Raw genomic sequence first — 21,189 nt, 5'->3', positions numbered from 1 at the left:
ACCACCCTAAGCGCCGCGCACCCACCCGCGAGTAACGCCCACCTGAAAGGATCGACCCGTGAGCGAACTCCCCCACCTGCCGCCCGGACTCACAGCCCGCCCCATCCGGGCTGAGGATGTCGACGCTCTCGCGCACCTGGTCGGTCAGACCCAGGAACGCATGCGCGGCGCCGCGGGGGCGAACCTGGAGGCGATCCGGGCGGTCGCCGTCGGGATCGGGTCGTGGACGCGGCGCCAGCTCGTGGTCACCGACGGCGCCGGGACCGTACGCGGCTGGGCGAGCGCGCACGACCGTGCGGCAGGCCGCACCGACCTGGTGCTGTACCTCGACCGCTCCGCCGACGACGCCGAGCCGCTCGCCCTGGCGCTTCTCGACTGGCTGGACGACGCCGCTGCGGCGATCGCCCGCCACCGGGACCTCGGCTCGACGCTGCTCGAGATCCTCGTCGATGCCGGTGACGAGGCGATGCAGGAATGGCTCACCCGCCATGGCCACCATCGTGCGCGGCGGTGGCTCAACATGAGCCGCCCGGTGCCGCCGGGCGAGCACCTGCCCGGCCGGGAGGGCGTGACCGTGCGTCGTGTGCGCACCCATGACCTGGGTGACGGCACCACGATGCCGGTCGCCGAGGACCTGCAGGCCGTGCACCGCGTGCTGGAGCACTCCTTCGCCGACCACTTCAACTCCTACCGCGAGAGCTTCAGCGAGTTCGTGCTGCGGCTGCGGGAGGACAGCGGCCACCGCTGGGATCACTGGTGGCTGGCGACCGTGGAGCACGAGGGCGGGGAGCTCGTGGCGGGCGCGCTGGTCTCGACGGTCTCACCCGCCGGCCCCGGCGGCGTCGAGGGCTCGTACGTGAGCTACATCGGGGTGGACCGCCGTGCCCGCGGTCGCGGGGTCGCGAAGGCGTTGCTCGCGACCGTGATCAACGATGCCGCCGAGCGTGGCCGGGACCGCGTAGGTCTGGAGGTCGACGCCGACTCCCCCACCGGGGCTGACGGGCTCTACTCCTCGCTCGGCTGGGAGACCACGTACGTGACCGAGAGCTGGCAGAAGGACCTGCCGACGGACTAGGAATCGGCCGAGGCCACGCTCACCGGGCGAAGCGGGCGGCGAGCCACTCCAGCTGGCGGCCCACCTGGAAGCCCGCGCCGCCCTCGTGGCCGTTGTAGGGATAGATCTCTATCTCCTTGGGGCCCGCGTAGCGGTTGTAGGAGGCGTAGACCGTCGACGGCGGGCAGGTCATGTCCATCAGCGCGACCGACCACAGCGAGGGCGCCTGGCCGCGCTTGGCCATGTTCGCGCCGTCGATGTAGGACAGCGTGCGCCAGGTCTGCTCCACGGCGAGGCGGTGGGTGGCGAGGTAGGCGTTGATCTCGCTGTACGGCGAGGTGCCCACCAGCTCGACGGCGCGGCGCAGGTGCTGCAGGAACGGGACGTCGGCCATGAGGCCGGCGACGTCCGGCACGAGGGCTGCCGTGGCGATCGCGATGCCGCCGCCCTGGCTGCCGCCGGAGACGACCACGGCGTCCTTCGCGATGCCAGGGATCGCGCGCGCTGCGTCGACGGCGCGAGCGGCGTCGGTGAACAGGCGCCGGTAGTAATAGCTCTCCGGGCTCTCGAGGCCGCGCGTCATCACGCCAGGCACGGCGGGCGAGTGACCGACCGGGTCGGGGGTGTCGCCGGGGAAGCCCTGGTTCCACCCCTGCCCGCGGGAGTCGACCCGCAGGTAGGCGTAGCCGGCGCTCGGGAACAGCGACGTCTCCCAGGGCAGCCCGCGGCCGCCGGAGTACCCGAGGTAGTTGATGACCACGGGGAGGTCCCCGGTCACGCCCGCCGGGCGTGCATACCAGGCCTTGATCGGGTGGCCGCCGAAGCCGGCGAACGTGACGTCGAAGACCTCGACATGACGCAGGTGCGACGTCGCGGGCTCCATGGTGAGAGCGAGGTCGTGGCCCCGCGCCTCGGCGAGGGTGCGCTGCCAGAACTCGTCGAAGTCGGCCGGCTCGGCGACGTCGGGGGCGTAGGTCTCCAGGTCTGCGAGCGGCAGATCGAACAACGGCATGCGCTTACCGTAGTGGCCGTTCGGCCACCGGGCCGCGCCTGCTCGGCCGCATCCCGCATCCCGCATCCGGCGCCCCGTCCCGCGCCCGCCTCCCAGCGGCGCCGAGCGACCGGGTCGGTGGTCGGTGCGCGAACCGGCCGCTGGAGGTGGGCGTTGCGGGAGTGACCCATCCGTCGACTCCGCAACGCAGACCACGTCGGCACGTTGCGGGAATGACGCTCCGGTCGACTCCGCAACGCTTACCACGCCCGGGCGTTGCGGAAGTGACCCACCCGTCGACTCCGCAACGCACGTTCCCCAGCGGTGTGGGCCGAGTTGGCCATGGTGTCCCGCGCCAGCGGGGCGCCTCTCTCACCCAGCGGTGGCTTTGCGATCAACCCGGCCAGTACAGGGGCTCATCCCGTACAGACGCGTGCGCTGAGCCACGACCGCGGCGGCGGACGGCCGGCAGGCAGGCAGCACACCCCGCCCACGCACGACGGCGGCCCCGCACCCACAGGTGCGAGGCCGCCGTCGAGCGTTGCCGCGAGGTGAGCTCAGTCGCCGCGCAGGATCGCGAGGATCCGCAGGAACTCCAGGTACAGCCACACGAGCGAGAGCGCGATGCCGAAGGCCGCTGACCAGGCGTACTTGCGGGCCACGCCGTTGGCGACGCCGCGCTGGATCTGGTCGAAGTCCATCACGAGGGTCATCGCGGCGAGCACCACAGCGACCGCGCCGATCAGCAGGCCGAGGCCGCCGGTGCGCAGACCCCAGCCGCCGCCCACGCCCATGAAGCCCAGGAACAGGTTGACCAGAGCGAAGATGCCGTAGCTGATCAGCCCGATCGTGACGATCTTCCGGAACTTCGGCGTGACGCGAATCTTGCCGCTCTTGAACAGCGCCAGCGTGACGCCGAAGGTGATGAACGTCGCGAGGACGGCCTGGATCACGATGCCCGGGAAGCTGAGCTCGAAGACCATCGAGATCAGGCCGAGGAAGGCCCCCTCGAAGACTGCGTAACCCATGATCAGCGCGGGCGACGGCTCCTTCTTGAAGGAGTTGACGAGGCCGAGCACGAGGCCGCCGATGAGGCCGCCCCACATGACCGGCATGAGGAGACCGATGGGCGCGGCGCCCGTCGAGAAGAGGAACCAGGTGGCTGCCGCAGTCAAGACGATGGCGCCGAGGACCATGCCGGTCTTCATGATCACGTCGTCGTACGTGAGGCGCCCGGTCTGGGCCGCGGTGGCCGACGGCGCGTTGTAGGCGTCCTGGACCTGCCGGAACTGCTCGTCCGTGGTCTGGTCGTAGGAGCCGGGCGTGCCGTAGGGGCTGGCCTGACCGTACGGGCTGGGCTGCGCGTAGCCCTGGGCGTTCGGCTGGTAGCCGACACCGACCGAACCGGGCTGAGGCGTGCTCTTCCCGAAGTTCGCACTGTTGCTGAAGTAGGGATTGGCCATCTGGACCTGTGTCCTCCTGGTCGTGGCGCCGAGGTGGCGTGCCGGGTTCATGCTACGGGCACGGCGTACATCTGTGCCACGCCCGTCTGATCGCTTCAACGTGCCGGGGGCCACCGGTGTTCCCGGCTGGGGGCTGCCCGGGTGGGCCTCCGAGCCGTGCGGCGTCAGGATGATGGTCTCACCCGATCGGATGAGGGTGGCGGGCCGAAAAGTCCGCCGGACGGGCGGTGCGCAGCCCGGCCCCCAGCCCTACCGTTGAACCAGTTCGGCGCGGCAAGCGCACCCATAGAGAGGACGCCCATGATCGAGGCACAGAACCTCACCAAGCGGTACGGGGAGAAGGTGGCGGTCGACAACATCAACTTCAGCGTCGCCCCCGGCCGGGTCACCGGCTTTCTCGGCCCGAACGGGGCCGGCAAGTCCACCACGATGCGGATGATCCTGGGCCTGGACCGGCCCACGTCGGGCAGCGTCACCGTCAACGGCAAGCCCTACGCGCAGCATCGCGCGCCGTTGCTCGAGGTCGGCGCGCTGCTCGAGGCGAAGGCCGTGCACACCGGCTCCAGCGCCAGGAACCACCTGCGCGCGCTCGCCGCGACGCACGGCATCGGTATCAAGCGGGTCGAAGAGGTCATCGAGCTCACCGGGCTCACCGACGTGGCGCGCAAGCGTGTGGGCGGCTTCTCGCTCGGCATGGGCCAGCGCCTCGGTATCGCAGCGGCGATGCTCGGCGACCCGAAGACCCTGGTGCTCGACGAGCCGGTCAACGGTCTCGACCCCGAGGGCGTCAAGTGGGTGCGCACCATGGTGCGATACCTCGCGAGCCAGGGGCGCACGGTCTTCCTGTCATCCCACCTCATGAGCGAGATGGCGATCACGGCCGACGACATCATCGTCATCGGTCGTGGCCGGATCATCACCAGCGGTTCCGTCAAGGACATCATCGACTCGAGCACCACCGGTTCGGTCAAGGTGCGAAGCCCCCGCGCCACCGAGCTCGCCGAGGCCCTGCGCCAGGACGGCGTGACGATCACGTCCACCGAGGCCGAGGTCCTCACGGTCGCCGGCCTCGAGGCCGCCGCGATCGGTGATCTCGCGGCCACCCGCGGCATCGCTCTGCACGAGCTCACGCCGCTCAGCGCCTCGCTGGAAGAGGCGTTCATGAGCCTCACCGCCGGTGAGGTCGAGTATCACTCCGAGGCCATGTCCGCCCCGGCGCCCGACCCGACGATGGAGGCAGTCCGATGACCGCCGTTGCTACCCCTGACAGCGTCGCCTCCGTACCCACGACGGCGCACGTGTCCTTCATCCACACGCTCCGCTCAGAGTGGATCAAGTTCCTCTCCGTCCGTTCCACGGCCTGGGTCCTCGCCATCTCGATCCTCATCATGGTCGGGTTCTCGTTGATGATGGCGGCCGGCATGACGTTCGCGACCGACCCGGAGATGACCGGCGGCGAGCCGCTGCCGGCGGACCCCTCCGTCGGGATCATGGTCGCCACGTTCGGGTACTCGATCGGGCAGATCGTGCTCGTGGTCCTCGGCGTGATGCGGATCAGCGGCGAGTACGCGACCGGGCAGATCCGGTCCTCCCTCGCCGCGGTGCCGCGGAGGCTGCCGGTACTCGCCGCGAAGGCGGTCGTGGTCGCCCTGGCGAGCTTCGTCGTCGGGCTGGTCGCGGTGGCGCTGGCCACCCTGGTGACCACACCGATCCTCGAGCCGCACGGCATGGCCGTCGACCTCAGCGACGGCGACGCGCAGCGCGCCCTGCTGGGTGTGCCGCTCTACCTGATGGCCATCGCGCTGTTCTCCCTCGGTATCGGCGCGATGCTCCGGCACACGGCGGGTGGGATCGCCGCGGTCATCGGCGTGCTGATGGTGCTGCCGATCATCGGGCAGATCAACCTGGACATCCTTCAGGACATCGCCCCGTACCTGCCGTCCGCGGCGGGTGAGCGCCTCATCACGGGCGATCTCGCCGAGACGGTCCTCACACCGTGGCAGGGCTATCTGGTCCTGCTCGCCTGGGTGGCTGCCGCCCTGATCGGCGCCGCAGTGCTCCTGCGTCGGAGGGACGCCTGAGCACAACGGGAGGGCCGGCGTCGGCGGGAGATGTCCCGTCGACGCCGGCCGTCGTCGTCGTCCCCGAACCCAAGACAGCGGCGTTCACAGCGCTGCAGACCAGGCGCCTCGGACCGATCCGCCGCTGGTTCGCCGAGCACCCGCGCGGCACCGACATCGTCGTGATGGCATGGTTCGCGCTGCCGAGCCTCATCAACCTGGCCTGGCCGATGCCGCTGCCGGGCGTGCATCTCGCCCTCGTCGCAGCGACGACCGCGGTGCTGTGGTTCCGGCGCCGGTACCCGCTGCACGTGCTGGCCTGGTCGCTCATCGCTGCCGCGGTGAGCTCGGCGATCGTCCACAACACCGGCGGTCACGAGTGGGCTGCCGCCATGGCGGTGTACGCGGTCGCCTCGCTGCGGCCCACCAGGACCGCCTGGATCGCTGCCATCGCCACGGTGCTGGTGCTCGCCACGACCGTCTGGCTCACGATCGACTACTACGTCGCGGCCGTGCAGATCGGTCCGATGCCCGAGCAAGAGCCCACGACGGCCACCCCGGTGCAGGCGCTCGTCGGGGTGCTGTCGTGGATGACGGTCGTGACGCTCGTCGCGCTCGCGATCGGCACCAATGTGCGTGCCCGCCGCCTGCACACGCAAGACCTGGTGGACCGCGCCAACCGGCTCGTGCTCGAGCGGGACCAGCGCGAGCAGCTCGCCACCGCTGCCGAGCGGGCGCGGATCGCCCGGGAGATGCACGACGTCGTCGCCCACTCGGTCTCGGTGATGGTCGCCCTCGCCGATGGTGCGTCGGCCAGCCTCGAGAAGCGCCCGGAGCGCACCCGCGCCGCGCTCACGGAGCTGTCGCTCACCGGGCGCGACGCGCTCACCGAGATCCGTTCGATCCTCGGCGTGCTGCGGACCGAGCAGACGGGCGATGCCCCGTTCGACGGCGAGGCACCCCTGGTCCCGACCGCCGGGGACCTGGAGGAGCTGCTCGGCCGGTTCCGCGCCGCAGGGCTGCCGGTCGAGCGGGTGGACTCCGGACCACCGCTGCCGCAGCAGCCGCGGTTCGCCCTGACGATCTACCGCGTGGTGCAGGAGTCACTGACCAACGTGCTCCGCTACGCGGCGGGTGCGAGCAGCGTCCGAGTCGAGATCGACCGCGCCGACGACGTCGTGACGGTGGTGGTCTCCAACGACGCCGGCACGGGCACCGCGCAACCTGGAAGCGGCCACGGCCTGCTGGGCCTGCGGGAGCGGGTCGGCGCGTTCGGCGGCACCGTCACCGCCGGCCCGCACACGAGCGGCGGCTGGCGGGTCCGCGCCATCATCCCGATCCCCACGGAGCAGACATGACGATCTCGGTGCTGCTGGTCGACGACCAGTCGCTGCTGCGGATGGGCTTCCGCATGGTGCTGGAGGCCGAGGACGACCTCGAGGTGGTCGGCGAGGCAGCCGACGGCTCCACGGGCGCCTCGATGGCCACCGCGCTGCGCCCCGACGTGGTGCTGATGGACGTGCGCATGCCCGGCACCAACGGCATCGACGCCACCGCACAGATCACGGCGACGCTCCCGGACACCCGGGTGCTCATTCTCACCACGTTCGACCTCGACGAGTACGCCTTCGCCGGCCTGCGCGCCGGTGCCAGCGGCTTCCTGCTCAAGGACACCAAGCCGGTCGAGCTGGTCGAGGCGGTGCGTACCCTGCACCGCGGCGACGCCGTGATCGCCCCCCGTGTGACGCGCCGGATGCTCGAGCTGTTCGGCACCAGGCTGCCGACCACGGACCCCGCAGGCATCGCCGCCGAGGCCGTCGAGGAGCAGCTCAGCGAGCTGACCCCACGGGAGCGCGAGGTGCTCATGGCGCTCGCCAGCGGGCTGTCGAACGCCGAGATCGCGGCCCACCTCGTGGTCTCCGAGGCGACGATCAAGACACATGTCGGTAAGGTGCTAGGAAAACTGGGGCTGCGAGACCGTGTCCAAGCGGTGATCTTCGCGTACGAGTCCGGGCTCGTCCGTCCCTGATGTCATGCAGATGGGAGGGCGCTCGATGACCGAAGAGGTCAAGCAGAGCCCCGTCGGTGTCCGCGATGCCGGACCGGAGGACGCAGAGTTCCTCCTCGACATGTTGCTCGAAGCCGTCAACTGGACCGGCGAGGAGCGCGTCAGTCGCAAACAGCTCCTGCGTGACAAGCAGCTCGCGCACTACGTCGCCGGCTGGCAACGTGACGGCGATCTCGGCGTCATCGCCGTCGATCTCGGCGGGCCCGGCGGGCTCCAGATCCCGGTCGGCGCCGCCTGGCTGCGCCGGTTCAACCAGAGCGCCCGGGGGCACGGCTACATCGCCGACGACATCCCCGAGCTGAGCATGGGCGTGGTGCCCGCCCATCGTGGCCGCGGCATCGGGCGCGGGCTGCTGCGCACGATCGCCAGCCGCGCGCAGGATGCGGGGATCCGCGCGATCAGTCTGAGCGTGGAGAAGGACAACCCGGCGATCGCGCTCTACACCTCGGCAGGTTTCCGCACGGTCGCGGTCGGGAACGACGACACCAACGCACAGACCATGCTCCTGGACCTGCTCACCTGGACCCAGCCGGAGCCGCGGCAGTCCTGACCGGTCACGCTGTCGGTGAGTAGACCACCCTGGTCTGCGAGCCCAGCAGCACCTCGAAGCGTCCGAGCACGCTGCCCTGGGGATCGAGCGCGTACACCACGTGAGCCGAACCCAGCTGCGCCTGCGGTAGCTCGACCAGCCGGGTGTCGTCATCCGTCGCCGTGGCGAGGACCTGGAGCTGGGCATCGGTGTTGACGTCGTCCGAGAAGAACCGCGCGGCCTCGAGGTCGCCCGCCTGGACGAGATCGAGGAAGCGCTGCGCCGCGCCTGTCGGCGACGACAGCCCCACCCCTGAGTCCAGCCCCGGGGCCCAGGTCTCGACGTCGGCCAGCCTGTCGCCGTCGAGCAGCAGTGCGTAGGTGACGGTCGCCTCCGTGGTCGGCCCCGAGGTGCGGGAGGCGCTGAGCACCACTCGCACGGTGGCGACCGGCTGACCGTCGTGGCTGCCCACGATCTCGGCCCCGGAGGTGGCGACATCCACCTCGTCGACCGCCTCGTCCGCTGCGACGCTCAGCTCGAAGGCGGTCGCGGCAGCGAAGTCGCGCGCACCCTCGCCCAGATCGAGCGCACTCGTGAGCTCGTTGACGGCCACGGCGACCGTGGCGCCGTCCGAGATGATGCTCGTCGGGGTGCTACCGGCGTCGAGCCCGTGCGCGTAGAGCTCGGTGAGCATCGTGGTCAGGATCGTCACCTGCCCGGTGGGGTCGATCGCCTCCGCGGGAGCGTCGTCGAGCGTGCTCACCGGGTCGGCGCTGGCGCAACCGGTCAGCAGCAGCAACGTGGCTACCGCAGCCGTGCGGGCAAGGCGTCTGCTCATCGCTCCCCTACAATCGCCTGGACTTCCCACCAGCCTAGGCGGCCGCCCGCGAGAGTCGTGTTCGGGTCGGCCGGACCGCGACCCGACGAACCGCACCGGAGGTGCCGTGCCAGAGGTGCACCAGGAACCGGCCAGCGCGCCGGAGATCCCGGGTTACACCTATGTCCGGCCGATCGGTCACGGCGGCTTCTCCGACGTGTACCTGTACGAGCAGCAGATGCCGCAGCGTGAGGTCGCGATCAAGGTGCTGCGGACCGAGGACCTGAGCGAGTCGATCCGCGAGCAGTTCGCCGCGGAGGCCAACCTGATGGCACGGGTCTCGAACCACTCGAACATCGCCGCGATCTACGCTGCCGACGTCGATGACGAGGGTCAGCCGTACCTGGTGATGGAGTACTGCTCGGGCGGCAGCCTGGGCGCGTTCTACCGGCACTACCCGATGTCGGTCAAAGACGTGCTCGTGCTCGGCATCCGGCTCGCCGGCGCCCTCGAGGCCGCGCACCGCGCCGGGATCGTGCACCGCGACGTCAAGCCCGCCAACATCCTGCTGACCGAGTACGGCGTGCCCGTGCTCTCGGATTTCGGGATCTCCACGATCGACGAGGAGCTGCCCGAGGCCGGCAAGCATCCCCAGGTCAGCACCGAGGGCCGGCCCGGTACCGGCGAGAGCTCGGTCGGGATGAGCCTGCCGTGGGCGGCACCGGAGACCCTCTGGGAGGAGCCGGTCTCGGACGCGCGCTCGGACAGGTACTCGCTCGCCGCCACCCTCTACTCCCTGCTCGAGGCGCGGTCGCCCCACGAGGTGCCGGGCGGGCCGAACTCGGCCGCCCACCTGACCGGTCGGATCAAGAGCGGGTTCATCGGAGCCATGAAGCGCCCCGACATCCCGGAGTCGCTGCATGCCATGCTCCGGAGGGGGCTCGCGCACGACCGCGCCGCCCGCTACGACTCCGCTGCCGACATGGGTCGGGCGCTCCAGGACATCCAGCGCGAGCTCAGCCTCGAGGTCACGCCGCTGGAGGTGCCTCGCGGCAGTGCGCCGTCGCGCCCTCCGCAGCCGACCACACGGGTCCACCAGAGCCAACCGATCCAGCTCCCCGAGGGGCACGCCACGCTCCTGCCCCCTGTCGACGGCAGAGTGCCCGTGGGGCAGCCCGGTCAGCCGGCTGCCCTGCCGGGTGGTGCGGCCGTGGCCGGCGCTTCCGACAGCCCTTCCCCCGGTGTCACGGGACCTGTGCAGGCGGCCCCGGTCGCGCCTCTCGCGCACGCAGCGACGACCGGCGGCTGGACGGCGAGCGCCGCCCACCCACCGCCGCGCCGTCGCATGGACTGGCGGGTGGTGTTCGGCGTGCTGATCCCAGTGCTGGTCGTCGCGTGCGTCGTCGTCGCCTCCATGCTGATCGCCCAGGCGAACCGTGGTCCGAGCTACACCGGCCGTGCCGTGGACAACCTGTTGGCCGAGCCGAACAGCGCAGGCGTGTTCCAGGTCGAGATCCCCGAGGAGCTGCCGATCCCCGACGAGGTGCAGTCCCGACAGCTCGTCGACGGCGACGGCGACACGATCGAGGACGCCTTCAGCGTCGACGTCTCCACCGACAGCTCAGCCTGGCTCGACGGCGAGACCGTGCAGCTCAACCCGATGGAGTCGACCAACCTCGACGGTCCGACATCGGTGAGCCCGGAGGAGCTTGCCGACGCGCTCGGGCTCGATGTCGCCTCGATGCACACCGGCGACATCATCCTGGTGGCTGCACCCGCGGGCTACTTCTCCAACACACATCCCGATCTCGGCATCAAGGTCAGCGAGGCCACCCTGGTCGTCCTGACGATCACCGACGCGTTCTGAGTCCGCGGGAGGCAACGATGCGCCCCTATCCACCCCTGCTGTACGGCGGCGGGCTCCTGCTCGCCCTGATCGGGCACCTCGTGCAGCCGCTCGGGCTGCTGGGCGCCTGGTGGGCTCGCGGGCTGGGCGTCGCACTGATGATCGGGTCCGGCGCGCTCGCCCTGGCCGCCGAGCACCGGTTCCGGGCCGCCCGCACCCCCGTGCTGCCGTTCCGCGACGCGACCGCGCTCGTGACCAGCGGGCCGTTCTCGGTGAGCCGGAACCCGATCTACCTGGCGTTCACGGTCGCGGTCCTCGGCATCGCGCTGACAGCAGCGAGCTGGTGGCCGCTGATCACGCTGCCGCTCGCGCTGCTGGCGATCACCGCGGTGATCCGCGGCGAAGAGGAACGCCTGCAACGGATCTTCGGCGATGCGTACGCCGACTACCGCCGCCGGGTGCGGCGCTGGCTGTAGGTACGCGCCCTCACATCGTCACGCCCGGCAAGGTGCCGGACTTCCCTCCCTCGATGCTCGGCGCGGACACCTCCCACGGGCGCGGTGCCCCCACCGGGGCTCGAACCCGGACTGGGCCGATTTTAAGTCGGCTGCCTCTGCCGATTGGGCTATGGGGGCGACTGCGAGGGTAGTCGCCCGGCGCGGATCAGCTCTGGATCGGCTCCGCTGTGCTCCCGGCTCCGGCCGAGCCGCCGCCGGCGACGGCCCGGAACTCGGCGCGCGGTGAGGAGAACGCACCGAGGGCGACCATCTCGCGGCGGAACAGCAGCGCCGTCGTCCAGTCGAGCACGATCCGCACCTTGCGGTTCAGGGTCGGCATGGCCCACATGTGATAGGTCCGGTGCATGAACCAGGCGAGCGGACCACGCAGCTTGATGCCGAAGGTCTGCGCGACGCCCTTGTAGAGGCCGAGCGAGGCGACCGTGCCGAGGTTCGCGTGCTTGTAGTCGACGAGCTCCTCACCCACGATCTCGCGGGCGAGGTTCTGGCCGAGGTGACGTCCCTGCCGGACCGCATGCTGCGCCGTCGGCGCGCAGGTGGCACCGGGCTCGCCGGTGAGGTCGGGCACGGCGGCGCAGTCGCCGGCGGCCCAGGCACCCTCGACGACGGTCCCCTCGGCGTCGACGACCTGCAGGGCCGCGTTGGTGCGCACCCGGCCGCGCTCGTCGAGCGGCAGGTCGGTGCGGCCGAGCGCGGGGCTCGCCTTGACACCCGCGGTCCAGACGAGGGTGTCGGACTCGAAGCGGTCGCCGTCGGAGGTCTCGATGTGGCCGTCCACGCAGGACTCCAGCAGCGTGTTCAGCTTGAGCTCGATGCCGCGGCTGCGGAGCTGCTCGATGGCATAGCCACCGAGTTCCTCACCCACCTCGGGCAGGATCCGGCCCATCGCCTCGACCAGCACGAAGCGCAGGTCCTGCGGGCGGATCGAGTCGAAGTCCTGGCACGCGGTGCGGGCCATGTCCTCGACCTCACCGAGCGCCTCGATGCCGGCGAACCCTCCGCCCACGAACGTGAAGGTCAGCAGTCGGCGGCGTAGCGCGGGGTCCCAGGTCGAGCTCGCCGCCTCCATCTTGCCGAGCACCGTGTTGCGCAGCGCGATCGCTTCCTCGATCTGCTTGAAGCCCATGCCCTGCTCGGCGAGCCCAGGGATCGGCAGCGTGCGCGCCACGGAGCCCAGCGAGGTGATCACGTGGTCGTAGGAGACCGTGTAGGCCTCGCCCTCCAACGGCGTCACCTCGGCCACCCGGCTGCCGTGATCGAGGCTGGTCACGCGGCCGGACAGGATCGTGCAGCCCTTGAGCGTGCGCCGCAGCGGCACCACGACGTGCCTCGGCTCCAGGTTGCCCGCAGCCGCCTCGGGCAGGAACGGCTGGTAGGTCATGTACGAACGGGGGTCGACGACGACGATCGCCGCCTCGCGCCGACCGAGTCTCTTGCGCAGCGACAGGGCGGCGTAGAGGCCGACGTAACCGCCGCCCAGAACGAGGATGCGGGGAACCTTGCGGGCCTTGTTCACCTCTCCAGATTAGGTGACACAGCGCCTGTCAAAATGTGGGTTTGGCCACCTGGTCTCAGCGAACCGCGCGAGCCCGGAGAAGCACGTCGTCGAGCATCTCCTCGGTGAGCCTGCCGGTGAAGGTGTTCTGCTGCGACACGTGGTAGCTGCCGATCAGCAGCACGCGCCGACCCTCGGGTGTCACCACCGCGGCCTCGGCACCGTGACCGAAGCCCGGCCGGGGCCGCGGCACCGCCCAGCCGAGCTCGGCGAGCGCGGCGAAGGTGGCCTGCCAGGCGATTCCGCCGAGCGCGAGGATTGCCGTGGTCGACGGCGTCACGAGGGTGATCTCGCGGCGCAGCCAGTGCGCGCACGTGCGCCGCTCCTCGGGGGTGGGCTTGTTGTCCGGCGGTGCGCAGCGGACGGCGGCGACGATGCGTGCACCTGTGAGCACGAGACCGTCGCCGGCGTGCACGGACGTCGCCTGGTTCGCGAATCCGGTGCGGTGCAGCGCGGCGAACAGCCAGTCCCCGGACCTGTCACCGGTGAAGACCCGGCCGGTGCGGTTGGCGCCGTGTGCCGCGGGGGCGAGGCCGACGATCAGCAGCCGCGGCTGCTCGTCGCCGAACCCCGGCGCGGGGCGGCCCCAGTACGGCTGATCGGCGAACGCGCGCCGCTTGGTGACGGCGACCTCCTCGCGCCATGAGACCAGCCGAGGGCAGGCCTCGCACACGCTGCTGCGGGCGTCGACCTCCCCGAGGTCCGCCGCGGCCGCCGCCAGCGTGGCGACCTGCCGCTCGCGCACCCCGACCGGCGTGTCCGCATCGGCCGGATCACCTGGCCAGCCGGTTCCTGGAGCAACCGGGGACCCGAAAGCCGCGGCCGTGATCGGGTGCGGCAGCGACGACGTTCCCATCCCGCCACGCTATCCCCGCCAGCGGTTCCTCACCGTCCACCCAAGGCCGCCCCGTGGCCGCTCACCCACCAGCCAGCCCACCCCGGCGCCCCACCGGTCACTCACCGTCCACCCAAGACCGCCCCGTGGCCGCTCACCCACCAGCCAGCCCACCCCGGCGCCCCACCGGTCACTCACCGTCCACCCAAGACCGCCCCGTGGCCGCTCACCCACCAGCCAGCCCACCCCGGCGCCCCACCGGTCACTCACCGTCCACCCAAGACCGCCCCGTGGCCGCTCACCCACCAGCCAGCCCACCCCGGCGCCCCACCGGTCACTCACCGTCCACCCAAGACCGCCCCGTGGCCGCTCACCCACCAGCCAGCCCACCCCGGCGCCCCACCGGTCACTCACCGTCCACCCAAGACCGCCCCGTGGCCGCTCACTCACCAGCCGTGGACGCTCAGGCACCGCCGGGTGGCCCGGCAACGACGGCCTCGACGACCTCGCGGGCCTGGGCGATCGCAGCGGCGGGATCGCTCGCGACCGCACCGAGCACGGCGTCGACCGCGGCCACGAGCCCCGCCGGCGCGCCGGGCTGGTCAGCCGCGATCGCGACCAGCCCCTTCTCGTTGGTGACCCAGCGGCCTGCGCGGGCGCACACCGCGTGCGCGGCAAGCAGCAGCGAGCGCGACAGCAGCAGCCCGAAATACGCCGGATCGCCACGCCCGGCGACCTTCGCTGCGCCGTCGAGCAGGAACTGCGCCTCCCAGAGCCCTTCGACCATCCGCGCAGCCAACGCGGGCGGGTACGCCTGGTACGTGTCGCGAGGGCGTGAGAGCACGCCCGTGCTGTCCGCCAGCACGCGGCTCATCGCCAGCTCCCCCGGATAGGCGAGATCGGGGACGCCGAGCGGGTGTCCGGTCTGCATGTGGAAGGTGTTCTCGCCCTCGCTCACCCGCTGCCAGCACGCCTCGACGCGGTCGAGGTCGCGATAGATGAGATCCACGGCGGCGCCGTCGATGCGGAGCCAGCCACCGCCGTCGACCCACGGTCCCCAGCCACCGTGCGGGGTGACCTCGGCGTGCTCGCCAGCGATCTCCCGCACGAGCGCGCCGAGCGTGTCGGTGTCGATCTCGCCGCGGTAGTACAGCCCGAGATCGGTGTCGGAGTCGGGCCGGCCCTCGCCACGGCCACGGCTGCCGCCGAGCGTGACACCCACGATCCCCGGGACGGCGGCGAGCCGGGCGGCCAGGGCGAGCAGAGCGTCGTCGTCGAGGGCCATCCGGCGAGGCTATCCAGGCGAGGTGCAGGTGTACCCTCGAAATCACCGCGCGCCGTTCGCATGGCCAACCGGACGTGGGTTCATCAGCTTCAACCATGCACGAGCAACGGCGCACGGGTGGAGGGAGCTGTCCATGGGCGCTCAGATCGAGATGGGAACCGCGATCACGGTCAACGGGCGGGCACGCCCGCTGGGCGCCGGCGTGGACGGCTCCACCAACGCGCTCGACTGGCTCCGCAACCAGGGCCTCACCGGCGCCAAGGAGGGCTGCGCCGAAGGAGAGTGCGGCGCATGCTCGGTACTCGTGGCGCGACCCGACGGCGAGGGCACGCGCTGGACCGCCGTCAACTCCTGCCTCATCCCGGCGGCCGCGCTCGACGGCGTCGAGGTGATCACCGCCGAGGGCCTCGGAACACCGGAGGATCTCCACCCGGTGCAGCGGGAGATGGCGTTTCGCGGTGGCTCCCAGTGCGGCTACTGCACACCGGGGTTCGTGTGCTCGATGGCGGCCGAGTACTACCGGCCCGAGCGGCGCGCGTGCGACCCCGGCCCCGAGCGCGGCCCGAACGGCTTCGACGTGCACGCGATGGCGGGGAACCTGTGCCGGTGCACGGGCTACCGGCCGATCCAGGATGCGGCGTTCGCGCTCGGTGATGTTCCGGACGACGACCCGCTCGCCGTGCGGCTGTCTCGCCCCGCTCCTGCGCCCCGTGCGACCGTGCTCGACGGCGAGGCCGCCTTCGTGAGGCCGGCCCACCTGAGCGAGGCACTGGCCGCGCTGGCTGGGACCGAGGGCGCCGTGGCCGTCGCCGGTTCGACCGACTGGGGTGTCCAGGCGAACCTCGGCCACCGCCGCGCGCCGCTGCTCGTCGCCATCGATCAGCTCCCCGAGCTGCGCGGGTTCGAGGCCACCCCCGAACGGGTCGAGATCGGCGCCGCGCTCACCCTGTCGGAGATCGAGCGCACGCTCGCCGGCTCGGTGCCGCTGCTGGAGGAGGTGTTCGTCCAGTTCGCATCGCGGTTGATCCGCAACAGCGCGACGCTCGGCGGCAACCTCGGCACCGGCTCCCCCATCGGCGACGCAGCGCCGGCGCTGCTGGCCCTCAACGCGAGCCTCGTGCTGTCCTCGGTGCGCGGCGACCGCGAGGTACCGATGGCCGACTACTTCACCGGGTATCGGCAGAGCGTGCGCGAGCCCGACGAGCTGATCCGGTCCGTGCGGATCCCGCTGCCGCTGCTGCCGCGGTCGAGCTTCGTCAAGGTCGCCAAGCGGCGCTTCGACGACATCTCCTCTGTCGCGGTGGCCATCGCCGCGGACCTCGGCGAGGGTGTGGTGCGCGAGATCAGGATCGGGCTGGGCGGCGTCGCTGCGACCCCGCTGCGGGCAGTCGCGACGGAGCACGCGCTGCGCGGGAAGCCCTGGGAGGTGGGCACGGTAGGCGCCGCTGCATCGGTACTGGCAGGCGAGGGCACCCCGATGGACGACCACCGAGCGAGCGCCCGCTACCGCGCCGCGATGCTCGAGCAGAGCCTGCTGCGCTTCTACGCGACCACGAACGAGGCGGTGTCCTCATGAGCAGCGAGAGCAACGCGCTGGCCGACCGGCCGCGGTCATCGGTCGTCGGCATCGAGGTCCCGCACGAGTCGGCTGCGCTGCACGTCACGGGAGCGGCGCTCTACACCGACGATCTCGTGGGGCGCGCCCCGGGCGTGCTGCACGCCTGGCCGGTGCAGGTGGACCATGCGCACGCGCGGATCACCTCGATCAGCGTCGATGCAGCGCTCACGGTGCCGGGCGTGGTGCGGGTGCTGACCCAGGCCGATGTGCCCGGCATCAACGACGCGGGCGTGAAGGAGGACGAGCCGCTCTTCCCGGGCGAGGTCTGCTACGTCGGCCACGCGGTCGCCTGGGTGCTCGGCGAGAGCCTCGAGGCAGCGCGGCTAGGGGCGGCAGCCGTGGAGGTCGCGGTCGGGCCGCTGCCGGCGATCGTGACGATCGAGGAGGCGGTCGCGGCGGCGTCCTTCCAGGGCACGCCGCGCACGATCTCCCGCGGCGACGTCGAGACGGGCCTGGCGACGGCGCGCCACCGGTTCAGCGGTGAGATCCGCATCGGCGGGCAGGAGCACTTCTACCTGGAGACCCAGGCGGCGCTGGCAGAAGTCGACGAGGCCGGTCAGGTGTTCGTGCAGTCGAGCACCCAGCACCCCAGCGAGACCCAGGAGATCGTCGCGCACGTGCTGGGCGTGCGCAGCCACGACGTGACGGTGCAGTGCCTGCGCATGGGTGGCGGCTTCGGCGGCAAGGAGGCGCAGCCGCACGGTCTGGCCGCTGTGGCCGCGCTGGGGGCGGTGCTGACCGGGCGGCCGGTGCGGTTGCGCCTGACCCGCTCCCAGGACATGACGATGACGGGCAAGCGCCACCCCTTCCACGCGACGTGGGAGGTCGGTTTCGACGACGACGCGCGGATCGTCGCGCTGCGCGCCACGCTCACCGCTGACGGCGGCTGGAGCCTCGACCTGTCCGAGCCCGTTCTCGCGCGTGCGCTGTGCCACGTGGACAACGCGTACTGGATCCCGAACATCGAGCTGCACGGCCGCATCGTCAAGACCAACAAGACCTCGCAGACGGCGTTCCGCGGCTTCGGCGGTCCGCAAGGCATGGCGGTGCTCGAGGACATCCTCGGGCGTGTGGCCCCCGCGCTGGGAGTGCCGGCCGACGAGCTGCGCCGCCGCAACCTCTACGGCGACGGCCAGAGCACCCCGTACGGCCAGCCGGTACGTCACGCGGAGCGCCTCACCCAGATCTGGGACCGTGCCCTCCAGACGAGCACGTTCGAGCAGCGCTCCGCCGAGGTCGAGGCCTTCAACTCGGCACACCCGCACCGCAAGCGAGGCATCGCGATCACACCCGTCAAGTTCGGCATCTCCTTCAACTTGACAGCCTTCAACCAGGCCGGTGCGCTCGTGCTGGTCTACAAGGACGGCTCGGTGCTGATCAACCACGGCGGCACCGAGATGGGGCAGGGCCTGCACACCAAGATGCTGCAGGTGGCGGCGACCGCGCTCGGGCTGCCGCTCGGGCTCGTGCGGCTGGCACCGACGCGCACCGACAAGGTGCCGAACACGTCCGCCACCGCCGCCAGCTCGGGGACCGACCTGAACGGCGGCGCCGTGCAGGATGCCTGCCGGCAGATCGTGGACCGGCTGCGTGAGGTGGCAGCCCCGCTGCTCGGGGTCGCACCGCCGGAGGTGGTGCTCGCCGACGGCCGGGTCCGCGCTGCCGATGGCAGTGCGGAGCTGTCTTGGTACGAGGTGGTCGCCGAGGCGTACATGGAGCGCGTGTCGCTCTCCGCCGCGGGCTACTACCGCACCGAGGGCCTGCACTGGGATGCCGTGCGCATGCAGGGCTCCCCCTTCAAGTACTTCGCCTACGGGGCGGCCGTCACGGAGGTCGAGGTCGACGGCTTCACCGGTGCGTACCGCACGCTGCGCACCGACATCGTCCACGACGTCGGCGACTCGTTGTCTCCGCTGATCGACCGCGGGCAGGTCGAGGGCGGCTTCGTGCAAGGTGCCGGCTGGCTGACCCTGGAGGAACTGCGCTGGGACACCTCCGACGGACCGGCAAGGGGCAGGCTCGCCACCCAGGCCGCCAGCACCTACAAGCTGCCCTCGTTCGGCGAGATGCCGGAGACCTTCCGCGTCGAGTTCCTCGAGCGGGCTCACGAGAGCGGCGTGATCTACGGCAGCAAGGCCGTGGGTGAGCCACCGCTGATGCTCGCGTTCAGCGTCCGTGAGGCGATCCGGCAGGCCTGCGCGGCGTTCGGTCCGGCGGGCCACTGCGTCGACCTGAGCCTGCCCTCGACGCCGGAGGCCACCTTCTGGGCCCTGAGCGAGGCACGGACCGCGCGTGCGCCGGACCCGCCTACGAGCGGCAGCAGCGGTGCGCTCGATGGCATCCGCGCGACGCCCGTGCCGGCAGAGCGATGAGCTGGGTCGAGGCAGCCGCACGGCTGCACGCGCAGCAGATCCCCTATGCCCTGGTCACGGTGATCGAGGTGCGCGGCCACGCCCCGCGCGAGGCCGGCGCGAAGATGGTGGTGGCCGCGGACTCGTCGTGGGGCAGCATCGGCGGCGGCAACATGGAGATCAGCTCGGTGCAGCGTGCGAGGACGATGCTCGCCGGCGGCGAGAGCGCGCCTGCGGTGATGGAGTTCGGGCTGACCGAGCACGCGAGCTCCGAGCACGGCCGGCAGTGCTGCGGCGGCCAGGTGCGCGTGCTGGTGGAACCGATCGGGGTACGTCCCACGGTGGTGCTGTTCGGCCTCGGCCACGTCGGGCTCGAGCTCGCACGCATCGCGTCACGGCTCGACGTGACGCTGCATCTCGTCGACACCCGCCCCGGCATCCTCACCGCCGCCCAACGGGCGGATCTGGAGGCGGGCACGGCGGGCGTCCGGTTCCACCACCCGGCGGCCCCCGAGAGCGTGCTGACCGCGGCCGGGCTGGTGCCGGACTCCGCGCACGTCCTCGTGCTGACCCACGACCACGCCGAGGACATCGCGATCTGCGACACCGCGCTGCGCCGCCCCCTCGGCTCGATCGGGCTCATCGGCTCCCGCGCCAAGTGGGCCCGGTTCCGCAAGCGCCTGCACGAGGCCGGGCACGACGACGCAGCCCTCGAGCGGATCGTGTGCCCGATCGGGGTGGCCGACATCACCGGCAAGCACCCCGCCGTGATCGCGGTGAGCGCCGCGGCCGACCTGCTGCGCGTGCTCCAGAAGTCCGAGCCCGGCCGGCCGGCCGGAGCGATCAGGTGAGCACGACGTTGTACCGAGCCCGAGCGCTCGATGTTCCCAGCGGTCCGCTCGGGGGTGCAGTGCTGCGCGCGGACGAGGACCTCGCGCTGCTCGTCGCCGACGGCGTCATCACCCGGCGTGGGCCCTGGACCGAGGTGAGCCGGGCGCCCGAGGCGAGCGACGCCGTCGTGCAGGATCTGCGCGCAGGCCTGCTGCTGCCCGGGTTCGTGGACACGCACGTGCACTTCCCGCAGGTGCGTGCGATCGGCGGGCTGGGGCGGCCGCTGCTGCAGTGGCTCGAGACGTGTGCACTGCCGGAGGAGGCCAGGATGGCCGAACCCGCCTACGCGGCTGCGGTCGCCGAGGAGCTGCTGGCCGGGCTCGCCGCCGCGGGTACCACCACGGCCCTGGTGTTCGGCGCACACTTCAGTGACGCCGTCGAGACCCTCTTCACCGCTGCGGAACGGAGCGGGCTGCGGATCACCGCCGGGCTGGTGGTCGGGGACCGCAACCTGCGAGCGGACCTGCACACCGATCCGGCTACCGCGTACGAGGAGGGGCTGGCGCTCGCGCAGCGCTGGCACGGGCGTGGGCGGCTGCGGTACGCCGTCACGCCACGCTTCAGCTTCGCGACCACCGACGAGATGCTCGCCTCGTGCGCGGCGCTGGTGGACGCGGCGCCCGGGGTGCGGTTCACGAGCCACCTCAACGAGAACGTGCGCGAGGTCGCGGCGGTGGCTGAGCTGTTCCCGCAGGCGGGTGACTACCTCGACACCTACGACAGGCACGGCCTGCTGACGCCGCGATCGGTGCTGGCGCACAACGTGCACCCCACCGACGCCGAGCTGGCGCGGCTGGCCGCGAGCGGCACGAGCGTCGCGCACTGCCCGACGTCGAACGCCTCGCTCGGATCGGGACTGTTCCCGATGCGACGGCATGTCGAGGTGGGCGTGGAGGTGGCGCTGGGTTCCGACGTCGGCGGCGGCACCGGGTTCTGCCTGCTCAAGGAAGGGCTGCAGGCGTACTTCGCGCAGCAGCTCCTGGGCGCGGCCGGCCTCCCGCTGACCGCTGCGGACGTGCTCCACCTCGCCACCGCCGCGGGCGCGCGGGCCCTCGGGCTGGCGGAGGTCGGGCACCTCAGCGAGGGCATGGCGTTCGACGCCGTGCTGCTGCAGCCGCCCACGGGCACCACCCTGGAGGCCGTGCTGCGCCACGCCCACGACGCCGACGACGCCCTCGCCAAGATCTTCGCCCTGGGCACTCCCGGCGACATCGCCTCGGTCTGGGTGGGCGGGGAGATGGTCAACCGACACACGGCGACCCCCACCACCCCTATGGTGCCGCTGACGACTCTGTCCTGAGCGTCACT

18 protein-coding genes and 1 tRNA gene are annotated in these 21,189 nt (G+C 71.6%); 12 read left to right on the top strand and 7 right to left on the bottom strand.

Going from position 1 to position 21,189, the window contains the following annotated elements; all coding sequences use genetic code 11:
* Window positions 1-58: 58 nt before the first annotated feature.
* Window positions 59-1,075 carry a GNAT family N-acetyltransferase gene (locus GPA03_RS09610; RefSeq protein ID WP_241681194.1) on the top strand — a complete coding sequence of 339 codons (1,017 nt, stop codon included), beginning with the start codon at window positions 59-61 and terminating at the stop codon, window positions 1,073-1,075.
* A 19-nt stretch (window positions 1,076-1,094) separates the two neighbouring features.
* Here the strand turns inward: GPA03_RS09610 and GPA03_RS09605 are convergent, their stop codons facing one another.
* Complete coding sequence (locus GPA03_RS09605; protein ID WP_156251758.1) at window positions 1,095-2,066, bottom strand: acetylxylan esterase; 972 nt, start codon at window positions 2,064-2,066, stop codon at window positions 1,095-1,097.
* 536 nt (window positions 2,067-2,602) lie between these two features.
* Window positions 2,603-3,508 (bottom strand): Bax inhibitor-1/YccA family protein, encoded by a 906-nt coding sequence (locus tag GPA03_RS09600; RefSeq protein ID WP_156251757.1) that lies wholly within the window; start codon window positions 3,506-3,508, stop codon window positions 2,603-2,605.
* Window positions 3,509-3,808: 300 nt separating this feature from the next.
* On the opposite strand from GPA03_RS09600, the gene GPA03_RS09595 reads away from it, so the two are divergent.
* From GPA03_RS09595 to GPA03_RS09575, 5 genes are all read left to right on the top strand, one after another.
* Window positions 3,809-4,756 carry an ABC transporter ATP-binding protein gene (locus tag GPA03_RS09595; RefSeq protein ID WP_156251756.1) on the top strand — a complete coding sequence of 316 codons (948 nt, stop codon included), beginning with the start codon at window positions 3,809-3,811 and terminating at the stop codon, window positions 4,754-4,756.
* Complete coding sequence (locus tag GPA03_RS09590; RefSeq protein ID WP_156251755.1) at window positions 4,753-5,589, top strand: ABC transporter permease subunit; 837 nt, start codon at window positions 4,753-4,755, stop codon at window positions 5,587-5,589. Before GPA03_RS09595 ends, GPA03_RS09590 begins: the two co-directional genes overlap by 4 nt.
* Window positions 5,590-5,753: 164 nt before the next feature.
* Window positions 5,754-6,926, top strand: coding sequence for a sensor histidine kinase (locus GPA03_RS09585; RefSeq protein ID WP_241681244.1), 1,173 nt, complete (start codon window positions 5,754-5,756; stop codon window positions 6,924-6,926).
* Window positions 6,923-7,597, top strand: a complete 675-nt coding sequence (locus tag GPA03_RS09580) for a response regulator (RefSeq protein WP_156251753.1) — start codon at window positions 6,923-6,925, stop codon at window positions 7,595-7,597. Before GPA03_RS09585 ends, GPA03_RS09580 begins: the two co-directional genes overlap by 4 nt.
* A 25-nt stretch (window positions 7,598-7,622) precedes the next feature.
* Entirely contained in the window at window positions 7,623-8,186 is a 564-nt protein-coding gene (locus GPA03_RS09575) for a GNAT family N-acetyltransferase (protein WP_156251752.1), read from the top strand.
* Between the two features lie 4 nt (window positions 8,187-8,190).
* Here the strand turns inward: GPA03_RS09575 and GPA03_RS09570 are convergent, their stop codons facing one another.
* Window positions 8,191-9,003 carry a hypothetical protein gene (locus GPA03_RS09570; RefSeq protein WP_162458319.1) on the bottom strand — a complete coding sequence of 271 codons (813 nt, stop codon included), beginning with the start codon at window positions 9,001-9,003 and terminating at the stop codon, window positions 8,191-8,193.
* 115 nt (window positions 9,004-9,118) lie between these two features.
* On the opposite strand from GPA03_RS09570, the gene GPA03_RS09565 reads away from it, so the two are divergent.
* Together GPA03_RS09565 and GPA03_RS09560 are read left to right on the top strand one after the other, a co-directional pair.
* Window positions 9,119-10,849 carry a serine/threonine-protein kinase gene (locus tag GPA03_RS09565; protein ID WP_162458318.1) on the top strand — a complete coding sequence of 577 codons (1,731 nt, stop codon included), beginning with the start codon at window positions 9,119-9,121 and terminating at the stop codon, window positions 10,847-10,849.
* Window positions 10,850-10,866: 17 nt separating this feature from the next.
* Entirely contained in the window at window positions 10,867-11,304 is a 438-nt protein-coding gene (locus tag GPA03_RS09560) for a methyltransferase family protein (RefSeq protein ID WP_156251749.1), read from the top strand.
* Between the two features lie 85 nt (window positions 11,305-11,389).
* On the opposite strand, the gene GPA03_RS09555 is transcribed toward GPA03_RS09560, so the two are convergent.
* The 4 genes from GPA03_RS09555 to GPA03_RS09540 form a co-directional block, all read right to left on the bottom strand.
* A tRNA-Leu gene (locus GPA03_RS09555) sits at window positions 11,390-11,463 on the bottom strand.
* A gap of 28 nt (window positions 11,464-11,491) precedes the next feature.
* Window positions 11,492-12,862, bottom strand: a complete 1,371-nt coding sequence (locus tag GPA03_RS09550; RefSeq protein ID WP_156251748.1) for an NAD(P)/FAD-dependent oxidoreductase — start codon at window positions 12,860-12,862, stop codon at window positions 11,492-11,494.
* A 55-nt stretch (window positions 12,863-12,917) separates the two neighbouring features.
* Complete coding sequence (locus GPA03_RS09545; RefSeq protein WP_156251747.1) at window positions 12,918-13,757, bottom strand: uracil-DNA glycosylase; 840 nt, start codon at window positions 13,755-13,757, stop codon at window positions 12,918-12,920.
* A 442-nt stretch (window positions 13,758-14,199) separates the two neighbouring features.
* Complete coding sequence (locus GPA03_RS09540) at window positions 14,200-15,021, bottom strand: DNA polymerase subunit beta (RefSeq protein WP_156251746.1); 822 nt, start codon at window positions 15,019-15,021, stop codon at window positions 14,200-14,202.
* 133 nt (window positions 15,022-15,154) lie between these two features.
* Between GPA03_RS09540 and GPA03_RS09535 the strand changes: the two genes are divergently transcribed.
* The 4 genes from GPA03_RS09535 to guaD are packed head-to-tail and all read left to right on the top strand — an operon-like array spanning window position 15,155 to window position 21,181.
* Entirely contained in the window at window positions 15,155-16,597 is a 1,443-nt protein-coding gene (locus tag GPA03_RS09535; protein WP_241681193.1) for a xanthine dehydrogenase small subunit, read from the top strand.
* Entirely contained in the window at window positions 16,594-19,011 is a 2,418-nt protein-coding gene (gene xdhB, locus GPA03_RS09530) for a xanthine dehydrogenase molybdopterin binding subunit (RefSeq protein ID WP_156251745.1), read from the top strand. The genes GPA03_RS09535 and xdhB overlap by 4 nt, the downstream gene beginning before the upstream one ends.
* Window positions 19,008-19,841, top strand: a complete 834-nt coding sequence (gene xdhC, locus GPA03_RS09525) for a xanthine dehydrogenase accessory protein XdhC (RefSeq protein ID WP_156251744.1) — start codon at window positions 19,008-19,010, stop codon at window positions 19,839-19,841. The genes xdhB and xdhC overlap by 4 nt, the downstream gene beginning before the upstream one ends.
* Complete coding sequence (gene guaD, locus GPA03_RS09520; protein WP_156251743.1) at window positions 19,838-21,181, top strand: guanine deaminase; 1,344 nt, start codon at window positions 19,838-19,840, stop codon at window positions 21,179-21,181. The genes xdhC and guaD overlap by 4 nt, the downstream gene beginning before the upstream one ends.
* Window positions 21,182-21,189 lie beyond the last annotated feature (8 nt).

This window comes from Pseudactinotalea terrae (assembly GCF_009733845.1).
GTDB lineage: Bacteria > Actinomycetota > Actinomycetes > Actinomycetales > Beutenbergiaceae > Pseudactinotalea > Pseudactinotalea terrae.
The sequence above is the reverse complement of the archived record's forward strand: the minus strand, read 5'-3'. Positions and strand labels throughout refer to the sequence as shown.